23 protein-coding genes and 1 other RNA gene are annotated in these 24,730 nt (G+C 37.9%); 16 read left to right on the top strand and 8 right to left on the bottom strand.

What is annotated here, in order from left to right:
* Window positions 1-73 precede the first annotated feature (73 nt).
* Entirely contained in the window at window positions 74-1,210 is a 1,137-nt protein-coding gene (gene rodA / locus B9T28_RS03580) for a rod shape-determining protein RodA (RefSeq protein ID WP_086202597.1), read from the top strand.
* A 76-nt stretch (window positions 1,211-1,286) separates the two neighbouring features.
* Here rodA and glnG read toward each other — a convergent pair whose 3' ends face one another.
* Together glnG and glnL are read right to left on the bottom strand one after the other, a co-directional pair.
* Complete coding sequence (gene glnG / locus B9T28_RS03575) at window positions 1,287-2,771, bottom strand: nitrogen regulation protein NR(I) (RefSeq protein ID WP_086202596.1); 1,485 nt, start codon at window positions 2,769-2,771, stop codon at window positions 1,287-1,289.
* On the bottom strand, window positions 2,761-3,867 hold the full coding sequence (gene glnL, locus B9T28_RS03570; protein ID WP_086202595.1) for a nitrogen regulation protein NR(II): 1,107 nt from the start codon (window positions 3,865-3,867) through the stop codon (window positions 2,761-2,763). Before glnL ends, glnG begins: the two co-directional genes overlap by 11 nt.
* A gap of 362 nt (window positions 3,868-4,229) precedes the next feature.
* On the opposite strand from glnL, the gene rimO reads away from it, so the two are divergent.
* The 12 genes from rimO (at window position 4,230) to lpxA (ending at window position 16,580) form a co-directional block, all read left to right on the top strand.
* Window positions 4,230-5,573, top strand: a complete 1,344-nt coding sequence (gene rimO / locus B9T28_RS03565) for a 30S ribosomal protein S12 methylthiotransferase RimO (RefSeq protein WP_086202594.1) — start codon at window positions 4,230-4,232, stop codon at window positions 5,571-5,573.
* Between the two features lie 65 nt (window positions 5,574-5,638).
* The gene (gene pyrH, locus B9T28_RS03560; protein WP_086202593.1) at window positions 5,639-6,367 is read left to right on the top strand and encodes a UMP kinase; all 729 of its coding nucleotides are present in this window, start codon (window positions 5,639-5,641) and stop codon (window positions 6,365-6,367) included.
* A 75-nt stretch (window positions 6,368-6,442) separates the two neighbouring features.
* A complete protein-coding gene (frr, locus tag B9T28_RS03555; RefSeq protein WP_086202592.1) occupies window positions 6,443-6,997 on the top strand; it encodes a ribosome recycling factor in 555 nt (184 codons plus the stop codon).
* 6 nt (window positions 6,998-7,003) lie between these two features.
* Window positions 7,004-7,753 (top strand): polyprenyl diphosphate synthase, encoded by a 750-nt coding sequence (gene uppS, locus B9T28_RS03550; protein WP_086202591.1) that lies wholly within the window; start codon window positions 7,004-7,006, stop codon window positions 7,751-7,753.
* Between the two features lie 2 nt (window positions 7,754-7,755).
* Entirely contained in the window at window positions 7,756-8,580 is an 825-nt protein-coding gene (locus tag B9T28_RS03545) for a phosphatidate cytidylyltransferase (RefSeq protein WP_086202590.1), read from the top strand.
* Window positions 8,581-9,777 carry a 1-deoxy-D-xylulose-5-phosphate reductoisomerase gene (ispC, locus tag B9T28_RS03540; protein WP_086202589.1) on the top strand — a complete coding sequence of 399 codons (1,197 nt, stop codon included), beginning with the start codon at window positions 8,581-8,583 and terminating at the stop codon, window positions 9,775-9,777. It begins immediately after the preceding gene.
* A 2-nt stretch (window positions 9,778-9,779) separates the two neighbouring features.
* Window positions 9,780-11,135, top strand: a complete 1,356-nt coding sequence (gene rseP / locus B9T28_RS03535; RefSeq protein WP_086202588.1) for an RIP metalloprotease RseP — start codon at window positions 9,780-9,782, stop codon at window positions 11,133-11,135.
* A gap of 38 nt (window positions 11,136-11,173) precedes the next feature.
* A complete protein-coding gene (gene bamA, locus B9T28_RS03530) occupies window positions 11,174-13,702 on the top strand; it encodes an outer membrane protein assembly factor BamA (RefSeq protein WP_086202587.1) in 2,529 nt (842 codons plus the stop codon).
* Between the two features lie 42 nt (window positions 13,703-13,744).
* Window positions 13,745-14,230 (top strand): OmpH family outer membrane protein, encoded by a 486-nt coding sequence (locus tag B9T28_RS03525; RefSeq protein WP_086202586.1) that lies wholly within the window; start codon window positions 13,745-13,747, stop codon window positions 14,228-14,230.
* A gap of 3 nt (window positions 14,231-14,233) precedes the next feature.
* Window positions 14,234-15,307, top strand: a complete 1,074-nt coding sequence (gene lpxD / locus B9T28_RS03520) for a UDP-3-O-(3-hydroxymyristoyl)glucosamine N-acyltransferase (RefSeq protein WP_086202585.1) — start codon at window positions 14,234-14,236, stop codon at window positions 15,305-15,307.
* 2 nt (window positions 15,308-15,309) lie between these two features.
* Window positions 15,310-15,795 carry a 3-hydroxyacyl-ACP dehydratase FabZ gene (gene fabZ / locus B9T28_RS03515; RefSeq protein WP_086202584.1) on the top strand — a complete coding sequence of 162 codons (486 nt, stop codon included), beginning with the start codon at window positions 15,310-15,312 and terminating at the stop codon, window positions 15,793-15,795.
* Window positions 15,792-16,580 (top strand): acyl-ACP--UDP-N-acetylglucosamine O-acyltransferase, encoded by a 789-nt coding sequence (gene lpxA, locus B9T28_RS03510; RefSeq protein ID WP_086202583.1) that lies wholly within the window; start codon window positions 15,792-15,794, stop codon window positions 16,578-16,580. Before fabZ ends, lpxA begins: the two co-directional genes overlap by 4 nt.
* Window positions 16,581-16,659: 79 nt before the next feature.
* Here lpxA and B9T28_RS03505 read toward each other — a convergent pair whose 3' ends face one another.
* On the bottom strand, window positions 16,660-17,475 hold the full coding sequence (locus tag B9T28_RS03505) for a YbgF trimerization domain-containing protein (RefSeq protein ID WP_086202582.1): 816 nt from the start codon (window positions 17,473-17,475) through the stop codon (window positions 16,660-16,662).
* Window positions 17,476-17,795: 320 nt separating this feature from the next.
* Between B9T28_RS03505 and ffs the strand changes: the two genes are divergently transcribed.
* Window positions 17,796-17,892: signal recognition particle sRNA small type (gene ffs / locus B9T28_RS03500), an RNA gene on the top strand.
* A gap of 34 nt (window positions 17,893-17,926) precedes the next feature.
* Here the strand turns inward: ffs and B9T28_RS03495 are convergent.
* The 5 genes from B9T28_RS03495 to B9T28_RS03475 form a co-directional block, all read right to left on the bottom strand.
* Window positions 17,927-18,529 carry a regulatory protein RecX gene (locus B9T28_RS03495; protein WP_086202581.1) on the bottom strand — a complete coding sequence of 201 codons (603 nt, stop codon included), beginning with the start codon at window positions 18,527-18,529 and terminating at the stop codon, window positions 17,927-17,929.
* 252 nt (window positions 18,530-18,781) lie between these two features.
* Window positions 18,782-19,825, bottom strand: a complete 1,044-nt coding sequence (gene recA / locus B9T28_RS03490) for a recombinase RecA (RefSeq protein ID WP_086202580.1) — start codon at window positions 19,823-19,825, stop codon at window positions 18,782-18,784.
* Window positions 19,826-19,985: 160 nt separating this feature from the next.
* On the bottom strand, window positions 19,986-20,414 hold the full coding sequence (locus B9T28_RS03485; RefSeq protein ID WP_086202579.1) for an RNA-binding S4 domain-containing protein: 429 nt from the start codon (window positions 20,412-20,414) through the stop codon (window positions 19,986-19,988).
* The gene (locus tag B9T28_RS03480) at window positions 20,398-21,084 is read right to left on the bottom strand and encodes an HAD-IA family hydrolase (RefSeq protein WP_086202578.1); all 687 of its coding nucleotides are present in this window, start codon (window positions 21,082-21,084) and stop codon (window positions 20,398-20,400) included. Before B9T28_RS03480 ends, B9T28_RS03485 begins: the two co-directional genes overlap by 17 nt.
* Before the next feature lie 336 nt (window positions 21,085-21,420).
* Window positions 21,421-21,630: a cold-shock protein gene (locus tag B9T28_RS03475; RefSeq protein WP_143222566.1), complete on the bottom strand. Its 210-nt coding sequence runs from the start codon at window positions 21,628-21,630 to the stop codon at window positions 21,421-21,423.
* Window positions 21,631-22,174: 544 nt separating this feature from the next.
* On the opposite strand from B9T28_RS03475, the gene B9T28_RS03470 reads away from it, so the two are divergent.
* Entirely contained in the window at window positions 22,175-23,026 is an 852-nt protein-coding gene (locus B9T28_RS03470; RefSeq protein ID WP_086202576.1) for a 3'(2'),5'-bisphosphate nucleotidase CysQ family protein, read from the top strand.
* 60 nt (window positions 23,027-23,086) lie between these two features.
* Window positions 23,087-23,827 (top strand): histidine phosphatase family protein, encoded by a 741-nt coding sequence (locus B9T28_RS03465; protein ID WP_086202575.1) that lies wholly within the window; start codon window positions 23,087-23,089, stop codon window positions 23,825-23,827.
* Window positions 23,828-24,730: the final 903 nt, after the last annotated feature.

Here is a 24,730-nt window from a genome sequence, read left to right as displayed (position 1 = left end):
TTGATAGATCTTCTCATTTAGCATTCTTAATTTATAATTCCACTTCTAATTTGAACGCTTAAAGATTTTATTGATGATACCCGCGCAACAGTACCGCTTTTTACGCCGCTCTTTACGTGATGGTCGTAGTTTTAAAGAAAAATCTTCGCGGTGGGATCGATTACATTTAGATCCTTGGCTGTTATGTTTTCTCATTCTAAATTCGATTTTAGGGTTAATGATCGTCTATAGTGCTTCATCGCAAGATGTCACCATGGTATTACGACAAGCGATTAGCTTTGCTGTTGGTTTTATACTGTTATTTATTTGTGCGCAGATTCCGCCTAAGGTGTATCAGGCAATTAGCCCTTATTTTTATATTTTGGCAGTTCTGTTGCTGATATTGGTTTTATTTGTCGGGGATACCCGACTGGGTGCAAAACGTTGGCTGACAATACCAGGTATTGGAAGTATGCAGCCCAGTGAATTTATGAAATTTTCAATGCCACTGATGATGGCTTGGTATTTTTCGCGGCATTCATTACCACCGAAATTGATTCATATTCTTATGGCTTTGCTGATCATGTTTGTGCCTTTTGTTTTGGCATTGCTTCAGCCAGATTTGGCCATTGGTATTGTGATTGGTGGGGTGTTTGCACTATTTTTGAGTGGAATGTCATGGAAGTTAATTATTGGGGCGATCGCGGCTTTGGCTGTGGCTTTTCCACTAATTTGGTCATTTGTTTTGCAGGCTTATCAAAAGAAGCGAATTCTGACTTTGTTTGATCCGGAGTCGGACGCTTTGGGGGCGGGTTGGAATATTATCCAGTCTAAGATTGCCATTGGGTCGGGTGGTATGACAGGAAAGGGTTTCTTAGGGGGAACGCAATCTCAGCTTGGTTATCTACCTGAACATCATACTGATTTTATTATGTCGACGTATGCTGAAGAGTTTGGGTTTGTTGGTGTGTTTTTCTTATTTTGTTTGTATGCGGCCACTATCTTTCGATGCTTAATGATTAGTTTAAATTGTTTTCATAATTATGGGCGTTTATTGGCAGGTACTATCGGACTATCTCTATTTTTCTATGTCTTTGTGAATTCTGGTATGGTCAGTGGCATACTTCCAGTAACGGGTGATCCGTTACCTTTGATGAGTTATGGGGGGACGGCGGTCATTGCTCAATTGGCTGCTTTTGGGATAGTCATGTCTATTTATACTCATCGTTAATGTAATGGGTTGTAAGGCTATTAAAAAACCTCTTTATTAATTTAATAAAGAGGTTTTTTAATAGCTGAGGATATGTTTACTCTGTTACAGAGATTGTAATATCCTCTTCTTCTTCCTCGGTTGTATCCATACCAAGTTCTTTGAGCTTGCGAGTTAGTGTATTGCGTCCCCAGCCTAATAGCTCGGCAGCATGGCGTTTGCGCCCTCGAGTTTGTTGTAGGGCGGCAATAATTAAAGTGCGTTCAAACATCGGTGTCGCAATGTCGAGAATTTTCATCTCACCATTTTTAAGTTTTTGTACAGCCCATTGCCCTAATAACTCATCCCAATGGTGTAATGTAATGCGATCAAGAGCAGCAGGATTTAGGTTGTTTTCACCATTTTTTTGCAGTGGAATTTGTTTGAGTTCTGATGGTAGGTCTTCAGGATAAACTTCACGTCCTGTAATCATTACCGTTAACCAGCGACAGGTGTTTTCGAGTTGACGAACGTTGCCTGGCCAAGGTAGTTGTTGAATATATTCCTGAGTTTCTGGGCGTAATATTTTTGGACTGACGGCCAGCTCTTTGCCTGCGCGTGCTAAAAAATGCTGGGCAAGCATAGGGATGTCTTCGCTACGATGAGCTAGTTTAGGGATATGAATGCGAATAACATTGAGGCGGTGATACAAGTCTTCACGGAAGCGACCATCATGAACTAATTTTTCTAGGTCTTGGTGGGTTGCTGCAACGATACGGACATCTACACGTACAGGAATATGGCCGCCGACACGATAAAACTCACCATCTGCCAATACACGTAATAAACGTGTTTGTGTTTCAAATGGCATATCCCCAATTTCATCTAAAAACAGTGTGCCGCCATTGGCTTGTTCAAAGCGACCTTGACGTTGAGTGTTGGCGCCTGTAAATGCACCTTTCTCATGACCAAAGAGTTCAGTTTCAATGAGGTCTTTGGGGATTGCAGCCATATTAAGTGCAATGAAAGGCTTGCTGCCACGAGGTGAGTGACGATGTAAGGCATGAGCGACCAGTTCTTTTCCTGTCCCAGATTCACCATTAATTAATACGGTAATGTGAGATTGAGATAAGCGACCAATAGCGCGGAAAACTTCCTGCATCGCTGGAGATTCACCAATGATTTCGGTTGATTGAATCGGTAAGACTTTTGCAGATTCTTGCTGCTGTAATTTATTGAGATGGAGAATTGCACGATTGACTAAAGCGAGTGCTTCATCAATATCGAAAGGTTTTGGAAGGTATTCAAAAGCGCCAGTTTGATAACTAGATACGGCAGACTCTAAGTCTGAATGTGCTGTCATAATAATGACAGGTAAATCAGGGTGGCTGCCCTTAACCTTACTAAGAAAAGTTAGACCATCAATACCGGGCATGCGGATATCGGTAAGAATAACATCGGGTGTATCAATATGAAGTTGATCAAGAGCAGATTGTGCTTCTTCAAAGCTGGTCACCTCAAAACCTTCTTCTTTGAACGTCTTTTCTAAGACCCAGCGCATAGCACGATCATCATCAATCACCCAGATTTTATTATGCGACATGGCTAGACTCCCAAGGTAAATATAAGCTAAATACAGTTTTTTCTGGAATGGATTGGCATTCAATCATTCCGTTATGTTGGTGCATGATATTTTGTGCAATGCTGAGCCCAAGCCCCGTACCTTTGGCACGTCCAGTGACTAAAGGGTAGAATACGGATTCTAAGATTTCCTCAGGTACGCCTGGCCCATTGTCTTCTATATCAATTCGAATGGCTGATTTATTCAGGATGCCATTGATGGTGACTAGGCGTTGAATGCGGGTGCGTAAGATGAGCTCGGGTTGGTGGTCAACAAAAAAATCTCGATTTTCAGTCATGGCTTGAATGGCATTAACGCTAATATTAAGCATGATTTGAATGAGTTGATCTCGATCGGCCTTGACTTCAGGTAGAGATAAGTCATAGTCACGAGTGATCTTAATTCTCTTTTTGGTTTGATTGGCGATGAGTGCGCGTACGCGTTCAAGCGGCTCATGAATATTGACTGCTTCATAGCTAGGTAAATGTCTAGAACCCAAAAGTGTATCGGCAAGGTTTCTAAGTCGATCTACTTCACTAATAATAATATCGGTGAATTCTGCGTATTGAGGATCGTTTAAACTACGTGCCAATAGTTGGGTTGCACCACGAATTCCGCCGAGCGGGTTTTTAATTTCATGTGCCACGCCACGAATGAGTTGACGTGCGACCTGATGTTGCTGAATTAAATTTTCTTCTTTAGATATTTTCAACATCCGATCAATTGGATTAATTTCAATCATTAATAGAGGGTGGTAAGGTCGCCCAGTATTAAGTTGAGAAACACTGTAATCAACATGTTTATCTTTAAAGTTGACATTAATGGTTGCTTCTCTACGTGTGTAGGCTTGGCATGTTGTTAGGGTGTTGAGCAGTGCTTCATGGGTATTAAAGTGATCATTTGGTGCATGCAAGATATTCATCACAGGCTGACCTGAGGCACGCAGTAAGCTAATATCAAAAAGTGACTCGCAAGAAGAATTGAGATAAAAAATATTTAAATTGCTATCAACTAATAAAATAGCCGTGGTTAAATTATCTACCAAAAGTCGGTAATCGATAGTCGGGTATTGATCCATTAGCCAAAAATTCCTGTATTAAAATAGTGCAATGGCATTGGCATCTTGTGTCTTTCCCGTATTATGGGGTGTCAATTAAATTAAACGTTATCGACATAAAGCAAAATGCAAGCCAACTTTGTAAACTCATGCAAAATTAATATTTGTTGCTTTTAAGGTGCACTTTTTGTTCTTGATGGGTGAATTACTTAAATCATAGTAAAGCAATTTGGAATATTAGTGTATCAAAATGGTGCAAAAATAATATTATAAAAAAAAATGGTTGTATTTTGGTGCATTGTGCAAAGTCGCTAGATTTCAACTATTTTTATATTCAGAAAAGTCATACAATACGCGGAATATAGTAGAGCGCAGATTCAATAATGAAGTCCCCCAAAGTCGGTTTCGTATCTTTAGGTTGTCCTAAGGCATTGGTAGATTCTGAACGAATTTTAACTCAGTTGAAGACTGAAGGTTATGATGTAGCATCTGATTACGAAGGTGCTGATTTAGTTGTGGTTAACACCTGTGGTTTTATTGAATCTGCAGTACAAGAGTCTTTAGACGCAATTGGCGAAGCCATTAGCGCGAATGGCCGTGTGATCGTTACAGGTTGTTTGGGTAAAGATGAAGAAAAAATTCGTCAAATGCACCCAAGTGTTTTAAAAGTAACAGGTGCGGCGGCGTATCAAGATGTAATGGAAGCTGTACATGAATATGTACCTGCTCCATCGAAGCATAATCCTTTTATTGATCTTGTTCCTGAACAAGGTATTCGTTTAACACCGAAACATTATGCTTATTTAAAAATATCAGAAGGTTGTAACCACCGTTGCACATTCTGCATTATTCCAAGTATGCGTGGTGATTTAGTTTCACGTCCAGTTGGTTCTGTGTTAAGCGAAGCACAAGCATTGAAGAATGCAGGTGTGAAAGAGGTCTTGGTGATTTCACAAGATACTTCAGCGTATGGTTTAGACACCAAATACAAACTCGATTTTTGGAATGGTCAGCCAGTTAAAACTAAGTTTTACGACATGTGTGAAGCTTTGGGGCAGCTTGGTGTGTGGGTGCGTTTACATTATGTCTATCCATATCCACATGTGGATGCTGTGATCGACCTTATGGCGCAAGGTAAAATACTACCTTATTTGGATATTCCTTTTCAGCACGCCAGTCCGCGCATCTTAAAATTGATGAAGCGACCAGCGCATAGTGAAAATACATTAGAACGCTTAAAATTATGGCGTGAAAAATGTCCGGACTTAGTCATTCGTTCGACCTTTGTTGTTGGTTTCCCCGGTGAAACGGAAGAAGACTTCGTGATGTTGTTGGATTGGTTGCAAGAAGCACAACTTGATCGCGTGGGATGTTTTACCTATTCACCAGTTGAGGGTGCAACAGCAAATGATTTACCAGATCATGTGTCTGAAGAAATCAAGCAACAGCGTTATGAACGTTTTATGGAAGTTCAACAAGCGATTTCAGCTGCGAAATTACAGAAACGCATTGGTCAAACAATGACGGTATTGGTGGATGATCTTGAAGAAGAGTTCCCAGTAGCAGTAGCACGCTCTTATGCAGATGCACCTGAAATTGATGGTAATGTTTTTGTTGAAGATATCGATAAAAGTGTAATTAAGGCTGGTGATTTACTTGAAGTGGAAATCACGGATGCCGACGAATATGATCTATATGCGAAATTGATCAAAATTAAATCAGTGTAATCTAGTCATTGTTTGTATTAGATATACCAATAAAAATTTAGATATAGAGTTTTGGAGTTTTCACGATGTTAGATTCGAAAAAGCCGCGTTATTCACGCATCTTGCTTAAACTTTCTGGCGAGGCACTTGCTGGAAATAAAGACATGGGTATTGATGCACAAGTGCTTGATCAAATGTCATTATCTATTGCACATTTGGTCGGATTGGGTGTGCAGGTCGGTATCGTGGTTGGTGGTGGTAACTTGTATCGTGGCAGCCAGTTACAAAAAGATGGTTTGGTTGGTCGTGTAACAGGTGACCAAATGGGTATGCTTGCGACTGTGATGAATGGTTTAGCATTGCGTGATGCTTTAGTGCGTCGTAATATTAAAACACGCTTAATGTCAGCTTTACCGATTGGTGCTGTGGTTGAATCGTATTCAAGCCGTGATGCTATTCGTCATCTTACCCAAGGTGAAGTGTGTGTTTTTGTCGCGGGTACAGGAAATCCGTTTTTTACCACGGATACCGCAGCATGCTTACGCGGTATTGAAATTGAAGCGCATTTAATTTTGAAAGCGACCAAGGTCGATGGGGTCTATAATAAAGATCCAAGTAAATATGATGATGCTGTTAAGTATGATGTTTTAAGTTTTGATCAAATTTTAGATGAGAAACTAGGCGTCATGGATTTAACCGCAATTTGTTTGTGTCGTGATCATAATGTACCGTTACAAGTATTCGATATGAATAAATCGGGTGCATTGCTTTCAGTAGTCATGGGTGAAAAAGAAGGAACTCACGTTACAAACTAATGTACGTGAGCATGAAAGCTCTTTATACTACTCAACTTTAAGTTTAGCTTTAAATAAATAAGTAAGGAAGATCATATGATTAACGATCTTAAAAAAGATAGTGAAGAACGCATGCAAAAAAGCCTTGACTCTATGGAGCAAGGTTTTGCAAAAGTTCGTACCGGCCGTGCAAATCCATCAATTTTAAATGGTGTGATGGTTCCTTACTATGGTTCTGATGTGCCGTTAAACCAAGTAGCAAACGTGGGTCTTGAAGATTCGCGTACCTTGGTGGTACAGCCATTTGAACGCACCATGACGTCTACCATTGATAAAGCGATTCGTGAAGCAGGTTTGGGCTTAAACCCGATTACTTCAGATACGATTCGTGTACCAATGCCTGCACTTACAGAAGAAACTCGTCGTGATATGCAAAAAGTAGCACGTACAGAAGCTGAAAATGCAAAAGTTGCGGTTCGTAATATTCGTCGTGATGTATTGAGTGATGTTAAATCATTATTGAAAGATAAAGAAATTTCTGAAGATGATGATCGTCGTGCAGCGGATGATATCCAAAAAATCACGGATAAATATGTAGCAGAGATTGATAAGCGTCTTGCTGCAAAAGAAGCTGAGTTGATGAAGGTCTAAAGTTTAATGACCACATCAGAAGAATATCTTCTTCCGAAACATGTTGCCATCATCATGGATGGCAACAATCGTTTTGCGAAAAAGAAACAGCTTGAAAAAGGCGATGGGCATCGTGAAGGTAAAAATGTCCTTGATCCGATTGTTGAGCATTGTCGTAAAGTTGGAATTGAGGCTTTAACTGTATTTGCTTTTTCCAGTGAAAACTGGAATCGACCACAGTTTGAAGTTAACTTGTTAATGAAATTGTTAGAAGAGACAATTCATGAACAAATTCCGCGTATGGAAAAATTTGAAATTGCATTACGGTTCATTGGTGATCGTAGTCGACTTTCATCTGAACTGCAGAGTTTAATGTTGTATGCTGAACATAAGACTGCTAAGTTTACCGATATGACTTTGACGATTGCAATCAGTTATGGTGGGATGTGGGATATTGCACATACTGCACAGCTTCTTGCACAACAAGTGAAAGATCAACAGTTGGATGTCAATCAAATTGATGTTGATTTATTTGGTCGGCATATAAGTTTAGGTGATTTAGCACCAGTTGATTTGTTGATTCGTACAGGTGGTGATTATCGATTGTCAAATTTTTTACTTTGGCAAGCAGCTTATGCGGAATTATATTTTACCCAAACATTATGGCCTGAGTTTACCGTAACAGAACTTGATCATGCTTTTAATGTTTTTTCAGGACGTGAAAGACGTTTTGGTAAAACCTCTGAGCAAATTCAACAAGAGCATATAGAGAAATAATAATGTTAGAGCGGATAATTACCGCGTTGGTGTTAGTGGCGGTTGTGTTGAGCTGTATGTTTGCGACAACATCACAATATCCAATGTTAGTACTTATGATTATCGCTGCTGGGGTTGCAGGTTATGAGTGGTTCAAGCTCATGCCACATCGTGCGAATCATGTGAATAAAATAAAAGCGGGATGCTTTGGATTCGTTACGGCTTTACTTTCAGGTTGCGCTTTATATTTTAGCGATTTAGCACTTCTATTATGGAGTGCATCTATTCTAACGTGGATATTTAGTATTTATTGGGTTAAAGCCTATCCAGAATATGATGGCTGGTACAACACCTCATTAAGCATGATTGGTATTGTGCTTATTAGTGCAGCAGTTACTGCAATATTTGAGGTTTGGGGAAGTTCACCTTGGTGGTTAATGTATTTGTTCCTCTTGGTTTGGGGGGCAGATAGTGGTGCTTACTTTGTTGGACGTAAGCTGGGTAAGCATAAATTAGCACCGAATGTCAGTCCAAATAAGTCTATTGAAGGTTTGGTGGGTGGAATAGTGACGGTCGCAATAGTGATCATTATTGTTCAGTCTATTTACTTACATTTAACCTTTACACAGCATATTATTTTCCTGATTCTTTCTATTGTGACCGTATTTAGCTCAGTGTTGGGTGATCTGTTTGAATCCATGATTAAGCGTCGTGCAGGTATTAAAGATTCAGGTCGTATTTTGCCAGGCCATGGTGGAGTATTAGATCGAATTGATTCATTGCTTGCTGCAGCACCATTTTTTGCAGCGGGAATGTATGTCTTAAAACTTATTGGTGTAGATTTATAGATGTCACAATCTGTTTGTATATTGGGTGTTACGGGTTCAATTGGTCAAAGTACGTTAAAGATTTTAGAGCAGCATCCTGAAGAATATTCAGTTTTTGCAATTACAGCGTATAGTCGAATTAATGAACTAAGTGAAATATGCAAACGATTTCGACCAAAAGTCGTTGTTGTGCCATCGAATCGAGTTGATGAGTTGCAACAACGGCTTCAAGCCTACAATTTATCAGACATTGAAATTTTAACTGATGGCGCTGGCTTGGTTGCGGTTGCTGAACATGCTGATGTTGATGTGGTTATGGCGGCAATTGTTGGTGCGGCAGGTTTGTTGCCAACGCTAGCTGCGGTAAAAGCGGGTAAGCGTGTTTTGCTGGCCAATAAAGAAGCATTGGTGATGTCTGGTGATATCATGATGCAAGCAGCTAAAGATCATCATGCTTTCTTATTGCCTGTAGATTCTGAGCACAATGCAATTTTTCAATGTTTACCAGAAAATTATTTACAAATAGACCGAAACGGTGAACCTAAACTCGGCGTAAAGCAAATTTTATTGACAGCATCTGGTGGGCCATTCTTAAATCACAGTTTAGCGCAGCTAGAAGGCGTTACGCCTGCACAAGCTTGTAAGCATCCAAACTGGTCAATGGGTCAAAAGATTTCGGTTGACTCGGCAACTTTAATGAATAAAGGCTTGGAGTTAATCGAAGCCTGTCATTTATTTTCAATTAAAGAACATTTTGTTACAGTGGTGGTGCATCCACAAAGTATTATTCACTCTATGGTTCAATATGTGGATGGTTCAACTTTGGCTCAAATGGGAAATCCCGATATGTGTACGCCGATTGCACATGCATTAGCATGGCCTAAGCGTATTCAAACACATGTACCACCATTAGATTTATTTGTTCACTCACAACTTGATTTTCAAGCACCAGATTTAATTCGTTTTCCTGCCTTAAGATTGGCTCGTGAGGCGATGCAAGCAGGTGATTTGGCGCCTGCAATTTTAAATGCGGCAAATGAAATTGCCGTTGCTGCATTTTTACAGCAACAAATTACATTTTTACAAATTGCACAAGTTGTTGAGTATACGCTAAATCAAGTTCAGAATAATTCTGCTCAATCCATTGAGGCGATTCTGGATATCGATCAATGTGCAAGAGTAGTTGCATCACAACGTATTGCCCAATTGGATAGCTGATCATGAATATATTGTTTATCATTGCTGCGGCGATCTTCCTATTAGGGCCACTTATTGCAATACATGAGTTTGGGCATTATTGGGTTGCACGTAAACTCGGTGTTAAGGTTTTGGTTTATTCAATTGGTTTTGGGCCGATACTGTTTAAATGGACTTCTAAAAAATCGGGAATTCAATATCAACTTTCTGCATTGCCACTTGGTGGTTATGTGAAAATGTTGGATGAACGTGAAGGCAATGTTAGTGCAGAAGATTTACCTTATGCTTTTAATCGTCAATCTGTATGGAAGCGTTTTGCGATTGTTGCTGCGGGTCCTTTAATTAATTTAATTTTCGCTGTGGTTTTATTTTGGATTTTATTTCTTCCAGCACAAGAACAATTAAATACACGCATTGGTAAGGTTTTACCCGATACGCCTGCGGCAACTGTACAGATGCAAGCAGGTGATAAAATCGTTCGTGTGGATGGAACTGATACGCCAACTTGGGAAAAGTTGAATTATGCATTGGTTAATCGAGTTGGTGAAACTGGCAAAATTCAAATTCAGGCCGAACATCAGGGCCAGCTAAAAACATTTGAGCTTCCTATTCAAAATTTTTTAAAAGATCAAAGTCAGTCACCTTTAGATATTTTGGGTTTTGTACCTTATCGTCCGCAGATTCCCGCATTAGTCTATAAAATGAGTGATGATGGCGCTGCCATTCGTCAAGGTATGAAGCAAGGCGATGTAATTATTGCGATTAATCAAATTAAAATGAAAGATTGGTTTGATGTGGTTGATGTGGTACAAAAATCACCTGAAAAACTTTTGAATATCGATGTATTGCGTAATGGCCAAGTGGTACACCTACAAGTGATGCCACAAGGTAAGCGTGATAATATGGGTAATGTCACAGGGATGTTAGGTGTTCAAGCGCAAACATCTAAAATAAATATTCCTGCTGAATATAAACAAACAATTCAATATAATCCTGCTGAAGCATTGGTAGTTGCTGTAGAAAAAACAGGTCAACTTTCGGGTATGATTTTGAATTCTATGGTGAAAATGATTCGTGGATTAATTGGTTTAGATAACTTATCTGGACCAATTACGATTGCAAAAGTTGCTGGACAAAGTGCTGAAATGGGATGGCAAACCTATATCTCATTTATGGCGCTGATGAGTGTGAGTTTAGGAATCTTAAATTTGCTTCCGATTCCAATGCTGGATGGTGGGCATTTGGTGTATTACATTATTGAAGCAATTCGTGGTAAACCTGTTTCTGAACAAATACAAATGGTTGGCTTGAAAATTGGTATGCTACTGCTCGGAAGTATGATGTTCCTTGCAATATTTAATGATTTTATGCGTTTATAGCGTGATCGTAGAAATTAACTGACTGGAAAATAATAGGCATGCAGCACTCACATTTATTTATGCCATTGGCGCTCGTTAGTGCGATGGCAGCAGTACAACAAGTACATGCGGCAGATGAGTTTATCGCACGTGATATACGCGTAGATGGTTTGGTTCGTTTGACACAAAGTAATGTGCTCGGCATGTTGCCAATTAATAGTGGTGATCGTGTTAATGATCCTGCGATTGCAGATGCGATACGTGCGTTGTATGCCTCTAATTTATTTGATGATATTAAGGCATCGAAAGAAAATGATGTTTTAGTTTTTACTGTGGTCGAACGTCCTGTTATTTCTAAGATTAATTTTAAAGGAAATAAATTAATTCCTAAAGAAGCCTTGGAAGAAGGCTTAAAGAAAATGGGTTTGGCTGAGGGTGAGGTTTTAAAAAAATCATCACTTCAAGTCCTAGAGACTGAACTTGAGCAGCAATATGCGCAGCAAGGCCGCTATGATTCAAGTATTAAAGTTGAGACTATTGCACGCCCAAATAACCGGGTAGATTTAGATATTAACTTTAACGAAGGTAAGCCTGCGAAAGTATTTGATATTAATGTTATTGGCAATACTGTTTTTAAAGATGATGAAATTAAACAAGTCTTTGCGGTAAAAGAAAGTGGTTGGTTATCAGTTATTTCGCGTAATGACCGCTATGCACGTGAAAAAATGGCTGCAAGTTTGGAGTCTTTACGCGCACTATATTTGAATAAAGGTTATATCAATTTTGATATTAATAGCTCGAACCTCAATATTAGTGAAGATAAAAAGAACATCTTTATTGAAGTGTCGGTACATGAAGGCGAGCAATTTAAGTTTGGTGAGTCTAAATTTTTAGGCGATGCTTTATATAAGCCAGATGAATTAAAAGCACTACAAATTTATAAAGATGGTGAAACTTATTCACAAGAAAAAGTGAATGCAGTTAAACAATTATTATTACGTAAATATGGTAATGCAGGTTACTACTACTCAGAAGTTAATGTTGTTCCTGAAATCAATGCTGAAACACATACCGTTGATTTAAATTATTATATTAATCCAGGTCAGCAAGTGACTGTGCGACGTATTAATTTCACAGGTAATAGTAAGACTGCGGACGAGGTGCTGCGTCGTGAAATGCGTCAAATGGAAGGTGCATTGGCGAGTAATGAGAAAATTGATTTATCCAAAGTTCGTTTAGAGCGTACTGGTTTCTTTAGTAAAGTGGATATAAAACCTGCTCGTGTTCCGAATACGCCAGACCAGGTTGATTTAAATATTCAAGTTGAAGAGCAGCATTCTGGTACCAGTACCTTGGCCGTGGGTTATTCGCAAAGTGGCGGTATTACTTTCCAAGCCGGTTTAAGTCAAACCAATTTCTTGGGAACGGGAAATCGAGTTTCTATTGATTTGTCACGTTCTGAAACGCAAGATTATTATAACTTAAGTGTTACTGATCCATATTTCACGATTGATGGTGTTAGTCGTGGTTATAATATGTATTACCGTAAAACTAAGTTGAATAATGATTATAACGTTAACAATTATGTGACGGATAGTTTAGGTGGTGGTCTGACCTTTGGTTATCCAATTGATGAAAACCAAAATATTAGTGCGGGTCTTAATGTTGACCAGACTAAAGTGACTACGGGCCCATATGTCTCGACGTATGTGCGAGATTATTTGTTGGCAAATGGTGGTAAACAAACAGGTTCTGAAAAATATTGTCCTGTTGACCTTGTGCCAATTAAAGACGATAAAAATGATAAAGATAAAATTACAGGGTATGAGCCTTGTTCTCAACCTGAAATTGAATATGGAAATCAATTCCAAGGTGATTTCTTAACGTATAACTTAAATTTAGGTTGGTCTTACAATACTTTAAACCGTCCAATATTCCCAACCAATGGTATGTCACACCGTATTAATGCCGAAGTTGCATTACCTGGTAGTGACGTTGAATATCAAAAACTTACTTTTGATACTCAAGCATTTTTGCCTTTAGGTAAAGACTTTGTATTACGTGGTTATGGTAAGTTGGGTTATGGTCATGATTTACCATTTTATAAAAACTTCTACGCGGGCGGTTATGGTTCGGTACGTGGTTATGATAATAGTACGCTTGGGCCAAAATATCCGGGTGTAACTTATAATGAACGTAAAACTAAAGATTATAACCCTGAAGAAGTGGGCGGAAATGCCTTGGTGCAATTTGGTACTGAGTTAGCATTACCTATTCCATTTAAAGGAGATTGGGCGCGTCAGGTTCGTCCAGTACTGTTTGCTGAAGGTGCACAAGTATTTGATACTCAGTGTAATATTCCTAATGGTAATTTATATCTTGATGGTTCTACAACACCCGTTGATGCAAAACAATACTGTCAAGATAATAATAAGTTTGATTTAGGTAATATGCGTTATAGCGTTGGCGTTGGCTTTACTTGGATTACTATGATTGGGCCGTTATCATTAAGTTATGCATTCCCATTGAATGACAAACCGGGTGATCAAACCAAAGAAATTCAATTTGAAATTGGTCGTACTTTCTAAGTACGATCATCTAATCTTTTAATATGATAAAAGGGAAATAATATGAAAAAAATGACTTATGCACTTTTGGGATTAAGTTTGAGTCTTACAGGGTTTGCTCACGCAGCAGGTTATGGCGTTGTTGACTTGGAAAAAGTGGTTGAAAGTAGCAGCTATTTAAAACAACAAAATGCAAGTTTAGAGCAATCTGTAAAACCACAAACTGCAAAACTTGAGCAAATTACCAAAGAAATTGAAGCTTTAAAACAAAAAGCTCAAACACAAGGTGCGAATGTTCAGCAAATTAATACGCAATATCAGGCGAAAGTAACTGAGTTCCAAACCATTCAGCAAGGTGTGCAAACTAAAGTTCAAGCGACAATTCAGGCGACAAATACTGTTTTTGAAACACGTGTGAAGCAAGCAGCTGAACAATTACGTCAAGAAAGCAGCTTGGACTTTGTTTTGAATAAAAATGCTGCGATTGCATTTGACTCAAAATATGATTTAACTGCTAAAATGATTCAAAAGGTCAATGCAATCAAATAATCAATGAAGTCTACACGTTTTCAACTTGATGAATTGGCTCAACTTGTTCAAGGTGAGTCAATAGGTCAATCAACGCTTACTCTAAAAGGTTTGGCGAGTTTAGGGCAAGCTCAATCTGATCAAATTGCTTTTGTGAATGGTGATAAGTATTTGGCGGAAGCCTTGGCTTCAAAAGCTGGTGCTTTAATTGTTACAGAGGCACTCAAAAATCAATTATCAGATCAGCATCATAATTTTATTGTGGTGAAAAATCCCTATCTTGCTTTTGCCATTTTAACCCATATTTTTGAAGCCAAAGTGTTAAAGCGAGGCATTGAAAGTACAGCGCAAATTGATCCATCTGCGATTATCTCTGATACTGCTTATATTGGTCATTATGTAGTGATAGGGGAAAATTGTGTGGTGGGTGAGGATTCTATTATCCAATCGCATGTCAAAATTGATGATGGTGTTGAAATTGGTCGGCATTGTTTCATTGATTCACATGTGACGATCACAGGTTATTCTAAACTTGCGGATCGTGTGCGGATTCATGCCAATACGGTGATTGGTGGTGAAGGTTTTGGCTTTGCACCTTACCAAGGGAAATGGAATCGAATCGCACAACTTGGCTCGGTTCGTATTGGAAATGATGTGCGAATTGGTTCAAATTGTAGCGTGGATCGTGGTGCTTTAGATGATACGATTCTTGAGGATGGTGTCATAATTGATAATCTTGTGCAAATCGCACATAACGTTCATATTGGAGCTAACACTGCGATAGCAGCCAAAAGTGGGATTGCTGGAAGTACGACAATTGGCAAAAACTGTATACTTGCAGGTGGAGTAGGTGTTGTAGGCCATATTACTATTACTGATAATGTAACAATTACTGGAATGTCAATGGTCTCAAAAAGTATTTCCGAGGCAGGTTCGTATTCTTCTGGCACTGGGCAATTTGAAACTAATCATTGGAAACGTACGGTTGTTCGCTTGAGACAATTAGCAGATGTGCCATTGACCAAATTAGTAAAACAAATAGATCATATGCAGACTCAAATCGAGTCCATTGAATCAACTTTAAAATCGCGTAAATAATTATGACTGAGTCAACATCTCTACCTTTTTCGGTTCCTGAATTACCTATGCAGACGCAAACGATACGTGAGTATTTACCGCATCGTTATCCGTTCTTGCTTGTGGATCGTGTAACAGAAGTTACAGAAAACGGAATTGTCGGATATAAGAACGTTTCAATTAATGAAGAATTTATGCAAGGTCATTTTCCGGGTTATCCGATTATGCCGGGCGTTTTAATTGTTGAAGCGATGGCACAAGTGTCTGGCGTACTTGGGTTTATCATGAATAATGAAAAACCACGACCAGGTTCTTTATTTCTTTTTGCTGGTGCTGAAAAAATACGTTTTAAAAAACAAGTCGTGCCAGGTGATCAACTCGTGTTAAAATCTGAGTTACTTATGCAAAAACGTGGCATTTACAAATATTTATGTACTGCTAGTGTAGACGGCATAGTGGCAGCAACCGCTGAAATTATCATTTCTCATCAGAAATTAGAGCAGGCATGAGTAATCACGACTTAATTCATCCAACCGCAATTATTGACCCAACCGCAGTTCTTGCACCTGATGTACGTATTGGACCTTATTCCGTTATTGGTCCAAATGTCACTATTGGTGCAGGAACGAAACTTCATTCGCATGTTGTTGTTGGAGGATTTACCCGTATTGGCGAACAGAATGAAATATTTCAGTTCGCAAGTATTGGTGAAGTTTGTCAGGATTTAAAATATCAAGGCGAAGAGACTTGGCTTGAAATTGGTGATCATAACCAAATTCGTGAACATTGCAGTTTGCATCGTGGCACTGTTCAAGATCAAAGCTTGACTAAGCTTGGTAGTCATAATTTATTGATGGTCAATACACATATCGCACATGATTGTGTGGTGGGTGATCATAATATCTTTGCGAATAATGTCGGTGTTGCTGGACATGTTCGTATCGGTAATTATGTGATTGTCGGTGGTAACTCAGGTATTCACCAATTCTGTACCATAGATTCATATAGTATGATTGGCGGTGCTTCGCTTATTCTGAAAGATGTTCCTGCTTATGTCATGGTTTCTGGAAATCCAGCACATGCATTTGGTATGAATATTGAAGGTATGCGACGTAAAGGTTGGTCGAAGAATATTATTCAAGGTTTAAGAGAAGCATTTAAACTGATTTATAAGTCCAATTTGACCACGGGACAAGCTATTGATCAGATTCGTGCAGAGATCCTGCCTGAGGTTGCTGAAGTTCAATTGTTGATTGATTCATTAGAAGCTTCAAAGCGCGGGATTGTGCGCTAGTTTTGCTCAAGATTGCGATTGTAAAAAGACATCTGATGATGTCTTTTTTTTTGCTAAATAAAAATAATGTAATATGACTTTAGGACTTTTTAAAATAACCTGCCTCTTCTGATTTTGGGTAGGTGGTTAATAATTTATTTTTATAGACATTTGCGGTTTGTATATTTTTGTTCACGTCTTTAGCAATGCTATAAAGTTGATATAAGGCACGTGGTGCTTTTATAGAGTGTGGAAATTTTGCGGCTACAATTTCATAATTTTTTTTGGCTTCTGTATAATTGGGTGGTTCAATGGCTAGATTGAATTCAGCCAACCAAAAATAAGCATTCCCCGTATAGGCACTGTTCGGGTTGTTTTTAATAAAGTTTTGCATTGGTGCAATTGCTTGTTTTGCACCACCTTTTTTATAAGCATCAAGTGCAATCGTATAAGCAGCTTTTTCTTGCTCTGCTACCGTATTTGTATTGGTTGCTTGATTGGTAGTTGATGGGCTTGGAGGTGGGGTGGGTATAGTTGGTGCTATTGTAGATGTGGCTGGTGGTGTTCCATTATTTTGTGCATCAGCTTCAGGCTGTGTCTCTTCTGGATCAATTTTCTGTTGCAGTAATTCTAAGCGTTGATCTAGATCGGTATAGCGATTGGTGAGTTCTTTGTTAAGTTGATCAATGGCATGATCTTGTTCTTCAATTTTCCCACGTAATTCTCGAACTTGGTTTTCTAATTGTTGATTTTTTTGAATTAAATCCCAATTCATATTACCAGCAATCGGTGCTGGTATATTCATTGCAGGAGGATTTGCGGTAGAGTCGCTTAAGCCTCTAGATTCAATAGGAATCGCATAGAGTGATGCTGAACTGAGTAATGCTAGTGAAAAAAAAGCATGCTGTTTGAGCATAATTGTGTACCCATCTCGTAAAAGCGGTTTCGAACACGATCTATAATTTTTAAATGATAGATTTTCGAAAAACATTGATATTGCATCATTTAAAACGGCTCATCAATGAATTGCAAGTGGCTTTTACAATCTTCTCATATTTCTGTATGAATAATGGAGAGGGGGATCTCAGTAAAACTATTATTCTTGATATCATCAAAAAACCAAATGTTTTTGATGATGAAGAAATAATCAAACGAATGAATAACTTGCTTAAATGGTAAATACAGGCTTGCAAGAAATAAAAAAATCTCTATACTCTGTTCTTGTAATGGTAGCCCTGCTGGTGGCTTCGCAATTGTACTCTGAAAACCCCGCCAGGACCGGAAGGTAGCAACGGTATCGGAAATATGATGTGCCGGAGTTTTGCTAGCAGGGTTGCCACCATAATTATAAATTTCTATATCCTACTTTAATTATCTTCTTTTCTTGTTATTGCTTTCATAATTACATCCATGTCAAATCCTCGATACTGTAAAAAACGAATCTGTTTGGCTTTGATTTTAGGGTCTTTGGTCACTTCTATTCCATATTTTTTAACTTTGAGTTGATAGGCTTGTTCATACCAATCAATTTCTCGAATATCTTCATGCACTAATGCTTTGTCTAGGTTTTTGGCGCGTAGTGCCATTTTGACACTATTGGGTCCTTTACCTTTGCGAATTTGACTGCGTAATAGCATTTCAGCAACACGTTGATCACTTTGGTAATTTTCTCTTGCAAGTTCTTCAACAAGTTCAATTACTTCATCTCTATTTTGTGCATAGCATGTTAATTTTTCAATGAGATCAACTTTCGAATATTCCTTGCGTGTAAGTGTTGCAAAGGCATATGAGCGTAGTCGTGTTCCTGTAAGTCTAGGTGGTTTTTGAGGCTGTTCTTGGTCGTCAAAACGAAGCTCATTGTCCTCATTGGAAAATTCTGCTGGTTCTTCTGAAGGGTCTAAATTCGTTTCATTAAACTGTTGTTTTAATGCATCGTAATTAAGCAATTTGGGGAATTTTGAATTTTCCATTGGACTACTTTTAAATCACTATTATCTTGAAAATATCACTGTATTTTAACGTACCGCATAAGATAGGTCTGTTTTATTTGCACATGGCTGTGTGAAAATGGGGTGTCTAATGCTTTTTTAAAGCGATATAGGCTTTGCTTAAATATGATGGTTGTTGATGCAAATTGCTTTCGGAGTTATACCTGTTTTATAAAGGTTAGATTTGGGATGCGTAAAAAACGCCTCGAAAGGCGTTTTTATTGCTCATGAAATTTAAGCGTCTAAAAGATCTGGTTCTTCTTCATCTTTTTCTTCAATTGGTGCAGTGATCGGTGTTAATAGCTTTTCACGAATGAGTTTATCAAGCTCTTGTGCAATTTGAGGGTTTTCCTCTAAATGGCGAATCACATTGTTTTTACCTTGACCAATTTTATTTCCTTGATACGAATACCAAGCACCTGCTTTTTGTACGAATTCCTGAGCAACAGCAAGATCAACTAATTCACCAAGTTGATTCACACCTTTACCATATAAGATTTGGAACAGCGCTTCTTTGAAAGGAGGTGCCATTTTATTTTTTACGACTTTAACGCGGGTCTCTGAACCGACAATTTCATCACCTTCTTTAACTTGTCCAATACGACGAATATCTAAGCGTACAGAGGCATAAAATTTAAGTGCATTACCACCTGTAGTAGTTTCAGGGCTTCCAAACATCACACCAATTTTCATACGAATTTGGTTAATGAAGACAACCATACAATTTGAACGTTTAGCATTACCTGTAATTTTACGTAATGCTTGGCTCATCAAGCGTGCTTGTAAACCCATATGCGAGTCACCCATTTCGCCTTCGATTTCAGCTTTTGGGGTGAGTGCTGCCACGGAATCGACAACGATCATATCGACTGCACCAGAGCGTACGAGCATATCTGCAATTTCGAGTGCTTGTTCGCCATTGTCAGGTTGTGAAACGAGTAGGTTATCTAGATCGACACCTAATTTACGTGCATATTGAGGATCTAAAGCATGTTCAGCATCAATAAAAGCACAGGTACCACCTGCTTTTTGGCATTGTGCAATGGCCTGCAAAGTCATTGTTGTTTTACCTGAAGATTCAGGGCCATAAATCTCAACGATACGGCCTTTCGGTAAACCACCAATACCTAATGCGATATCAAGCGTTAAAGAACCTGTAGAAACAGCTTCAACGGCTAGAACGGTATTGTCACCTAAACGCATTACTGTATTTTTACCAAATTGTTTTTCAATTTGGCTTAGGGCTGCATTAAGTGCCTTGCTTTTGTTGTCATCCATCTCGTAAACCTCAAAACGATGTAATATCACTAATAATTGAAGTGGATGTCTTTAATTCAGTCTTTGTCCACGGCAGTTATAGTGACAGAAAAAATATCTCTGTTCTATGCTTATTTTTATTAGGACGACATGTTTTGTCGCACTAACTATTTTGCTGAAGCTAATCATCTAAAGCAGACCATTGTTGATCATTTTCTTGTCTAAACTTGCTGATGTCGCGACGATCTTTCTTGCTTGGCCGATGCTCAGGTCGAGCAAGATTATGCAATTTTCTTTGCGTGGAAAGCAACTCTCGTCGTGCAATACTGGCTTCAGTTTCTGTATATAGTTGTTGGGCTATTGGGGCGCTACCGCGTGCATTGGAGAGAGCTTGTATCACAATGGTTTTTTGATCAAAACCTTGTCGAAGGGTTAACTCCATACCGACATGAATTTCTTTAGAGACTTTGACGCGCTCACCTAGATGATGGACTTTACCACCTTCAATTGCATCTTTAGCGATAGAGCGAGTTTTAAAAAAGCGGGCGGCCCAAAGCCATTTGTCTACGCGCATAGACTCAATAGGTTGTTGTTCAAGCTGTTTTGACATTGATTTCCTTGAGTTGGATGGAATCTAAATAAGTTAAAAGCTCAGTTAAATCTTGAATTGCAGGATATTCAAGTTCTAGCGCATTTCGAGCGGCTTTGCTACTAGAAGGTTGTAAGATAGTCACCAAATTTTCAATTCCAAACTTTTCAGCACCCTGTAGTACTGGTGCTGTATCATCTACTAATACAGCATGTTCAGGATCAAAAGGATGTTTTTCCTGAAGAATTTGCCAGAATTCCACAAACTCCTTAGAGTAACCGATGTCTTCGCTGCTGATCATTACTTCAAAATAAGGGCTTAAATCAACATTTTCAAGTTTTAACTGTAAGCCTGCGTTATCTGCATTGGTAAGTAGCCAGCAGCGATAGCCTTGTTCTTTGAGTATTGTTAGTAGTTCAAAGCAGCCAGTGCGTGGTGCAATTTTTTCTTTATGTTCATATTGTAGTTGTAGTACATCTACCCCCACTTTAGATGTCCAATATTTGGATGAATACCATGACAGGGTGTGTTTATGCTCTTGATAAAAAGCCTGCAAAATATCTAGGCTTTTTGCTGGTGAATATTGATGTGTGGAAGCATGGCGTTCTGGAAGTTTGTGATTCCAAATTAAATCATCAAAGGCCAAGTCAAGGAGCGTACCATCCATGTCAAAAAAAAGTATCGGTTTCATAGTGTAAAAGTACTCAATGTATTTTAAAGCATTTCAGGGTTTAATCAGGTTTGTGTCTGTTTTAATAAAAATCATGTGCAAATGACTTTTGGTTGGAACTCTATTTTTAAAATTATAGCGTATTCATATTGGGGTGGAGTGGCACCCTTGAGTGATTCGTGTTTAAAAGCAAACAATTTTGCATTTCGAGAAACTCAAAATACTAATAAGATGGAAAAATAAGAGAGGGTGTATTTTAAAATGGGTTCATTATTGGGAATTTGAGACGTAAAAAAAAGCACCTATAAGGTGCTTTTTTCTATTTGAATCATTTATTTAAAATAAATGATATTCAAATTATAGAACAACGATGTTAGTCGCTGTAGGGCCTTTTTGACCTTGACCAACAGTAAATTCTACTTGTTGACCTTCAAGCAAAGTTTTGAAACCTGAGCTTGAGATTTCGCTGAAATGAGCAAAAACGTCTGGACCTGATTCTTGTTGAATGAAACCAAAACCTTTAGTTTCGTTGAACCACTTAACAGTACCTTTAACAGTGTTAGACATAATAATATCCTAATAATTTAAAATTTGGGTCTATTGACCAATAGTTAACATGGAAATAGAGTGGAACATAAAATCTGAAAAACGAAGGATTATGAATAAAACTGCGAAAATACTAAAAGATTTACTGAAACAAAACTATTTTGTAGTCAAGCAGTAGAATACACGAAATAAATAAACATACAATCTATTAATTTAAATTTTTGTGTAATTTATGAGGTTTTTGTTGTGTGAGGTCTAGTTTTTGTCATCTGAATACAAGTAATGAGACTTTGTGTGTGGTTTTTCGTAATCTATTTATTTAAGTATTTCAATGCTATTTAACTAAAAGTGGCATTTTACTTAGTCATATTTTTCATTTAGAACTTTAAATGGATAAAAAGAGTTATTTTTTTGGATATGTTAAAATTATGGTTTAAATTTTAACAATACTGAACAAAAGCTAATTTTTATTGTGGTGAGTCAATTCTGGATAAGGCTTGAACTATTCCAAATGAAGAGCATATACGCTTTATATCTGCATTGGACGTAAATATAGGTTTAATTAATGTTTATTACAACTCCAACACCGCAAGATCAACAAATTTTACAATTGGTTCCAATTTTGGCTCAGGCTAGTCAGATTTTGTTAAATGAGTACCAAAATTATTGTGCAGGAAGTGAGTTTGATATTCATCAAAAAGATGATCATTCTCCTGTGACGCAAGCAGATCTAAAAGTAAATACATATTTGCTCGAACAACTGGCAGTCATGACACCTGATATTCCTGTGTTATCGGAAGAAAGTGATTATTCTCAGCGCCATGCTTGGGATGTCTGCTGGATGCTTGATCCTTTGGATGGTACTAAAGAGTTTATCCATAAGCGGGATGAGTTTACGATCAATTTAAGTCTAATCCAGAACCATCAAACGATATTTTCTATTATTGTTGTGCCCACAGAGCAAGTTATGTATTTAGGCTATACAACTGAATTGCCATATAGGTATTCATTCAGCCAAAAGACTTGGGAGTGCTATAGTAAAGTCAACCCTACAGTTTTGGATACGATTCAAGTTGGATTAAGCCATAATAGTCGGAATCCCAAATATCAGGATTATATTGATTATATCGAGCAAGATTATCCAGTAATTCGTCGTGAAGCAGGCAGTGCTTATAAGTTTTGTATGATACTCGAAGGCACAATCGATATTTATCCACGATTTCATCCGACGTCGGAATGGGATACCAGTTCAGGGCAGGGTTTATTAGAGAGTATTGGTGGAGGTGTTGTGAGTTTAAAGGCGCTGCCATTTACTTATAATCAAAGAGATACTGTACTAAATAAAGGTTTTATTGCATTTAGAGATGAAGCAAGTCGTAAAATTGCGATGGATGCTTTAAGCAATATGATGTTTTGAGATTGTATTTGATCTACATGCTATAGTGTGAAATGCTGAAAATCTTAAAATTGAGTCGATATGTCGCTTGAATTTTTACCCAAAAGTATGCTGAAAGCCATTGAGTTGTTGCCTGATGCTCAGACACCTGTGACTTTATTTACGCGTCATTCGATACGTGAAGTGGTGAGTGGTCAGGGATTGGCAGGTTATGATTTACAACTTACACCACAAGGGCGGGATTTAGCACAATCTTGGGGAGCTTATTTAATTGATCATACCGATCGCAGTATTCAGCACTGTATTTCAAGTCCAATTCAACGTTGTGTCGATACTGCTGCTTTGATGATTCAGGGTGCTGATCATATCTCTATAGAAAATAATACCCATCATATTGAAATTGTCGAAAAAGGCTTGTTGGTTGAACCTGGTAGTTTTGTCTTGGACATCAAACAAGCGGCACCTTATTTTCGTCAGCAAGGCGCATTAGGCTTTATTAATAGTTTTGTGAATAATGCATTGCCAGGAATGAAACATCCTATTCGTGGAGTTGTTGATGTATTGGAGCTTATTTATGAAACACATCCTTTAAATGCAAATGGTTTAAGTTTAGCTGTAAGTCATGACACAATTTTAGCTGCAATCATTGCGTTAATTTCAGGGCGAAATCAAATTAACCAGTCAGATTGGCCTGAAATGATGGAAGGTGTATTTTTTTGGTTTGACGGGGATAGTTTTGCTGAGAGTCATTTGAAATGGATTTGGCGTGGTCAAGTCAATGAACTTTCAATTCGCGAGTTTCAAAAAATAGAACATGATTAACCTTTTAACTAATGTCATTTAAATGGAATAAGAATGTTGTGGTTAATGTAAGAAATGATGTTAATAAAGTATGAGGTCTAATTTGGGCGGAAGTACTACTTGTGAACAGTAAAAATTATAAAAGAGCGTTACTTTCATTTGAGCTATATCTAAAGTTGGGATAGTAAATTTCTATTTAAAGTCTAAGAAAGTGTATAAAGATGATGCCCAAAGAGATGCATGGGTAGAAATGATCTGTAAATATTTCCTTTATAAGAATCTTAATGTGACTACATAACTATAAGTTGAGCAATGAAAGTAAAACAACATTTAGGTAGTGTTGTAGAAATGGTTTGAGCTTTCTTACTTTCAAGCTTTGGCTAAATGTTATGTAGATGCCATTTTGATGGTCTAGAAAGCTTATTCAGTAGATGTAGAAATTATTGAGTGCAATAAGAATCAAGAAAATGAGGGGATTTTCGATAGAGAGGTACAGTAATTGGTCATTTATATAGATAAAGCAAAATAATAAAATCTTAAGAAATGCAAAAAACGTAGAAATTTTTATTAAAAATGCTCAAAAAATAGGTGAAAAATCCAGTTTTTTATCAAATTGGTAGAAAAAACACCCACCTGAATAAATTAATTAAGAAAGGGGGTTGTGTTGGTTCTGAAATGCTGTAGAATGCACATCCATCGGCGGTGATGTTAAACAAAACCTCTGATAAATCAATAAGTTGATTGAGTTATTAAGATTTTCGAAAGAGATTTTAGGGTTTGATTAAAAAATGATTTATTAGAAAATAAGTTAAGCAAAACCAGTTGACTTTCTCTCGAAAGAGGGTAGTATAGCCGACCTAGCTTGCTGATGACGAATCAGCAAGAAGATCATTAAGAGCTTATGAAGAACAACTTGTGTGGATT

The sequence above is a fragment of the Acinetobacter silvestris genome, from assembly GCF_002135235.1.
GTDB lineage: Bacteria > Pseudomonadota > Gammaproteobacteria > Pseudomonadales > Moraxellaceae > Acinetobacter > Acinetobacter silvestris.
The sequence above is the reverse complement of the archived record's forward strand: the minus strand, read 5'-3'. Positions and strand labels throughout refer to the sequence as shown.

Coding starts and splice junctions, on each gene's coding strand:
- rodA (WP_086202597.1), top strand. CDS start 74: ATGATACCCGCGCAACAGTACCGCTTTTTACGCCGCTCTTTACGTGAT.
- glnG (WP_086202596.1), bottom strand. CDS start 2,771: ATGTCGCATAATAAAATCTGGGTGATTGATGATGATCGTGCTATGCGC.
- glnL (WP_086202595.1), bottom strand. CDS start 3,867: ATGGATCAATACCCGACTATCGATTACCGACTTTTGGTAGATAATTTA.
- rimO (WP_086202594.1), top strand. CDS start 4,230: ATGAAGTCCCCCAAAGTCGGTTTCGTATCTTTAGGTTGTCCTAAGGCA.
- pyrH (WP_086202593.1), top strand. CDS start 5,639: ATGTTAGATTCGAAAAAGCCGCGTTATTCACGCATCTTGCTTAAACTT.
- frr (WP_086202592.1), top strand. CDS start 6,443: ATGATTAACGATCTTAAAAAAGATAGTGAAGAACGCATGCAAAAAAGC.
- uppS (WP_086202591.1), top strand. CDS start 7,004: ATGACCACATCAGAAGAATATCTTCTTCCGAAACATGTTGCCATCATC.
- B9T28_RS03545 (WP_086202590.1), top strand. CDS start 7,756: ATGTTAGAGCGGATAATTACCGCGTTGGTGTTAGTGGCGGTTGTGTTG.
- ispC (WP_086202589.1), top strand. CDS start 8,581: ATGTCACAATCTGTTTGTATATTGGGTGTTACGGGTTCAATTGGTCAA.
- rseP (WP_086202588.1), top strand. CDS start 9,780: ATGAATATATTGTTTATCATTGCTGCGGCGATCTTCCTATTAGGGCCA.
- bamA (WP_086202587.1), top strand. CDS start 11,174: ATGCAGCACTCACATTTATTTATGCCATTGGCGCTCGTTAGTGCGATG.
- B9T28_RS03525 (WP_086202586.1), top strand. CDS start 13,745: ATGAAAAAAATGACTTATGCACTTTTGGGATTAAGTTTGAGTCTTACA.
- lpxD (WP_086202585.1), top strand. CDS start 14,234: ATGAAGTCTACACGTTTTCAACTTGATGAATTGGCTCAACTTGTTCAA.
- fabZ (WP_086202584.1), top strand. CDS start 15,310: ATGACTGAGTCAACATCTCTACCTTTTTCGGTTCCTGAATTACCTATG.
- lpxA (WP_086202583.1), top strand. CDS start 15,792: ATGAGTAATCACGACTTAATTCATCCAACCGCAATTATTGACCCAACC.
- B9T28_RS03505 (WP_086202582.1), bottom strand. CDS start 17,475: ATGCTCAAACAGCATGCTTTTTTTTCACTAGCATTACTCAGTTCAGCA.
- B9T28_RS03495 (WP_086202581.1), bottom strand. CDS start 18,529: ATGGAAAATTCAAAATTCCCCAAATTGCTTAATTACGATGCATTAAAA.
- recA (WP_086202580.1), bottom strand. CDS start 19,825: ATGGATGACAACAAAAGCAAGGCACTTAATGCAGCCCTAAGCCAAATT.
- B9T28_RS03485 (WP_086202579.1), bottom strand. CDS start 20,414: ATGTCAAAACAGCTTGAACAACAACCTATTGAGTCTATGCGCGTAGAC.
- B9T28_RS03480 (WP_086202578.1), bottom strand. CDS start 21,084: ATGAAACCGATACTTTTTTTTGACATGGATGGTACGCTCCTTGACTTG.
- B9T28_RS03475 (WP_143222566.1), bottom strand. CDS start 21,630: ATGTCTAACACTGTTAAAGGTACTGTTAAGTGGTTCAACGAAACTAAA.
- B9T28_RS03470 (WP_086202576.1), top strand. CDS start 22,175: ATGTTTATTACAACTCCAACACCGCAAGATCAACAAATTTTACAATTG.
- B9T28_RS03465 (WP_086202575.1), top strand. CDS start 23,087: ATGTCGCTTGAATTTTTACCCAAAAGTATGCTGAAAGCCATTGAGTTG.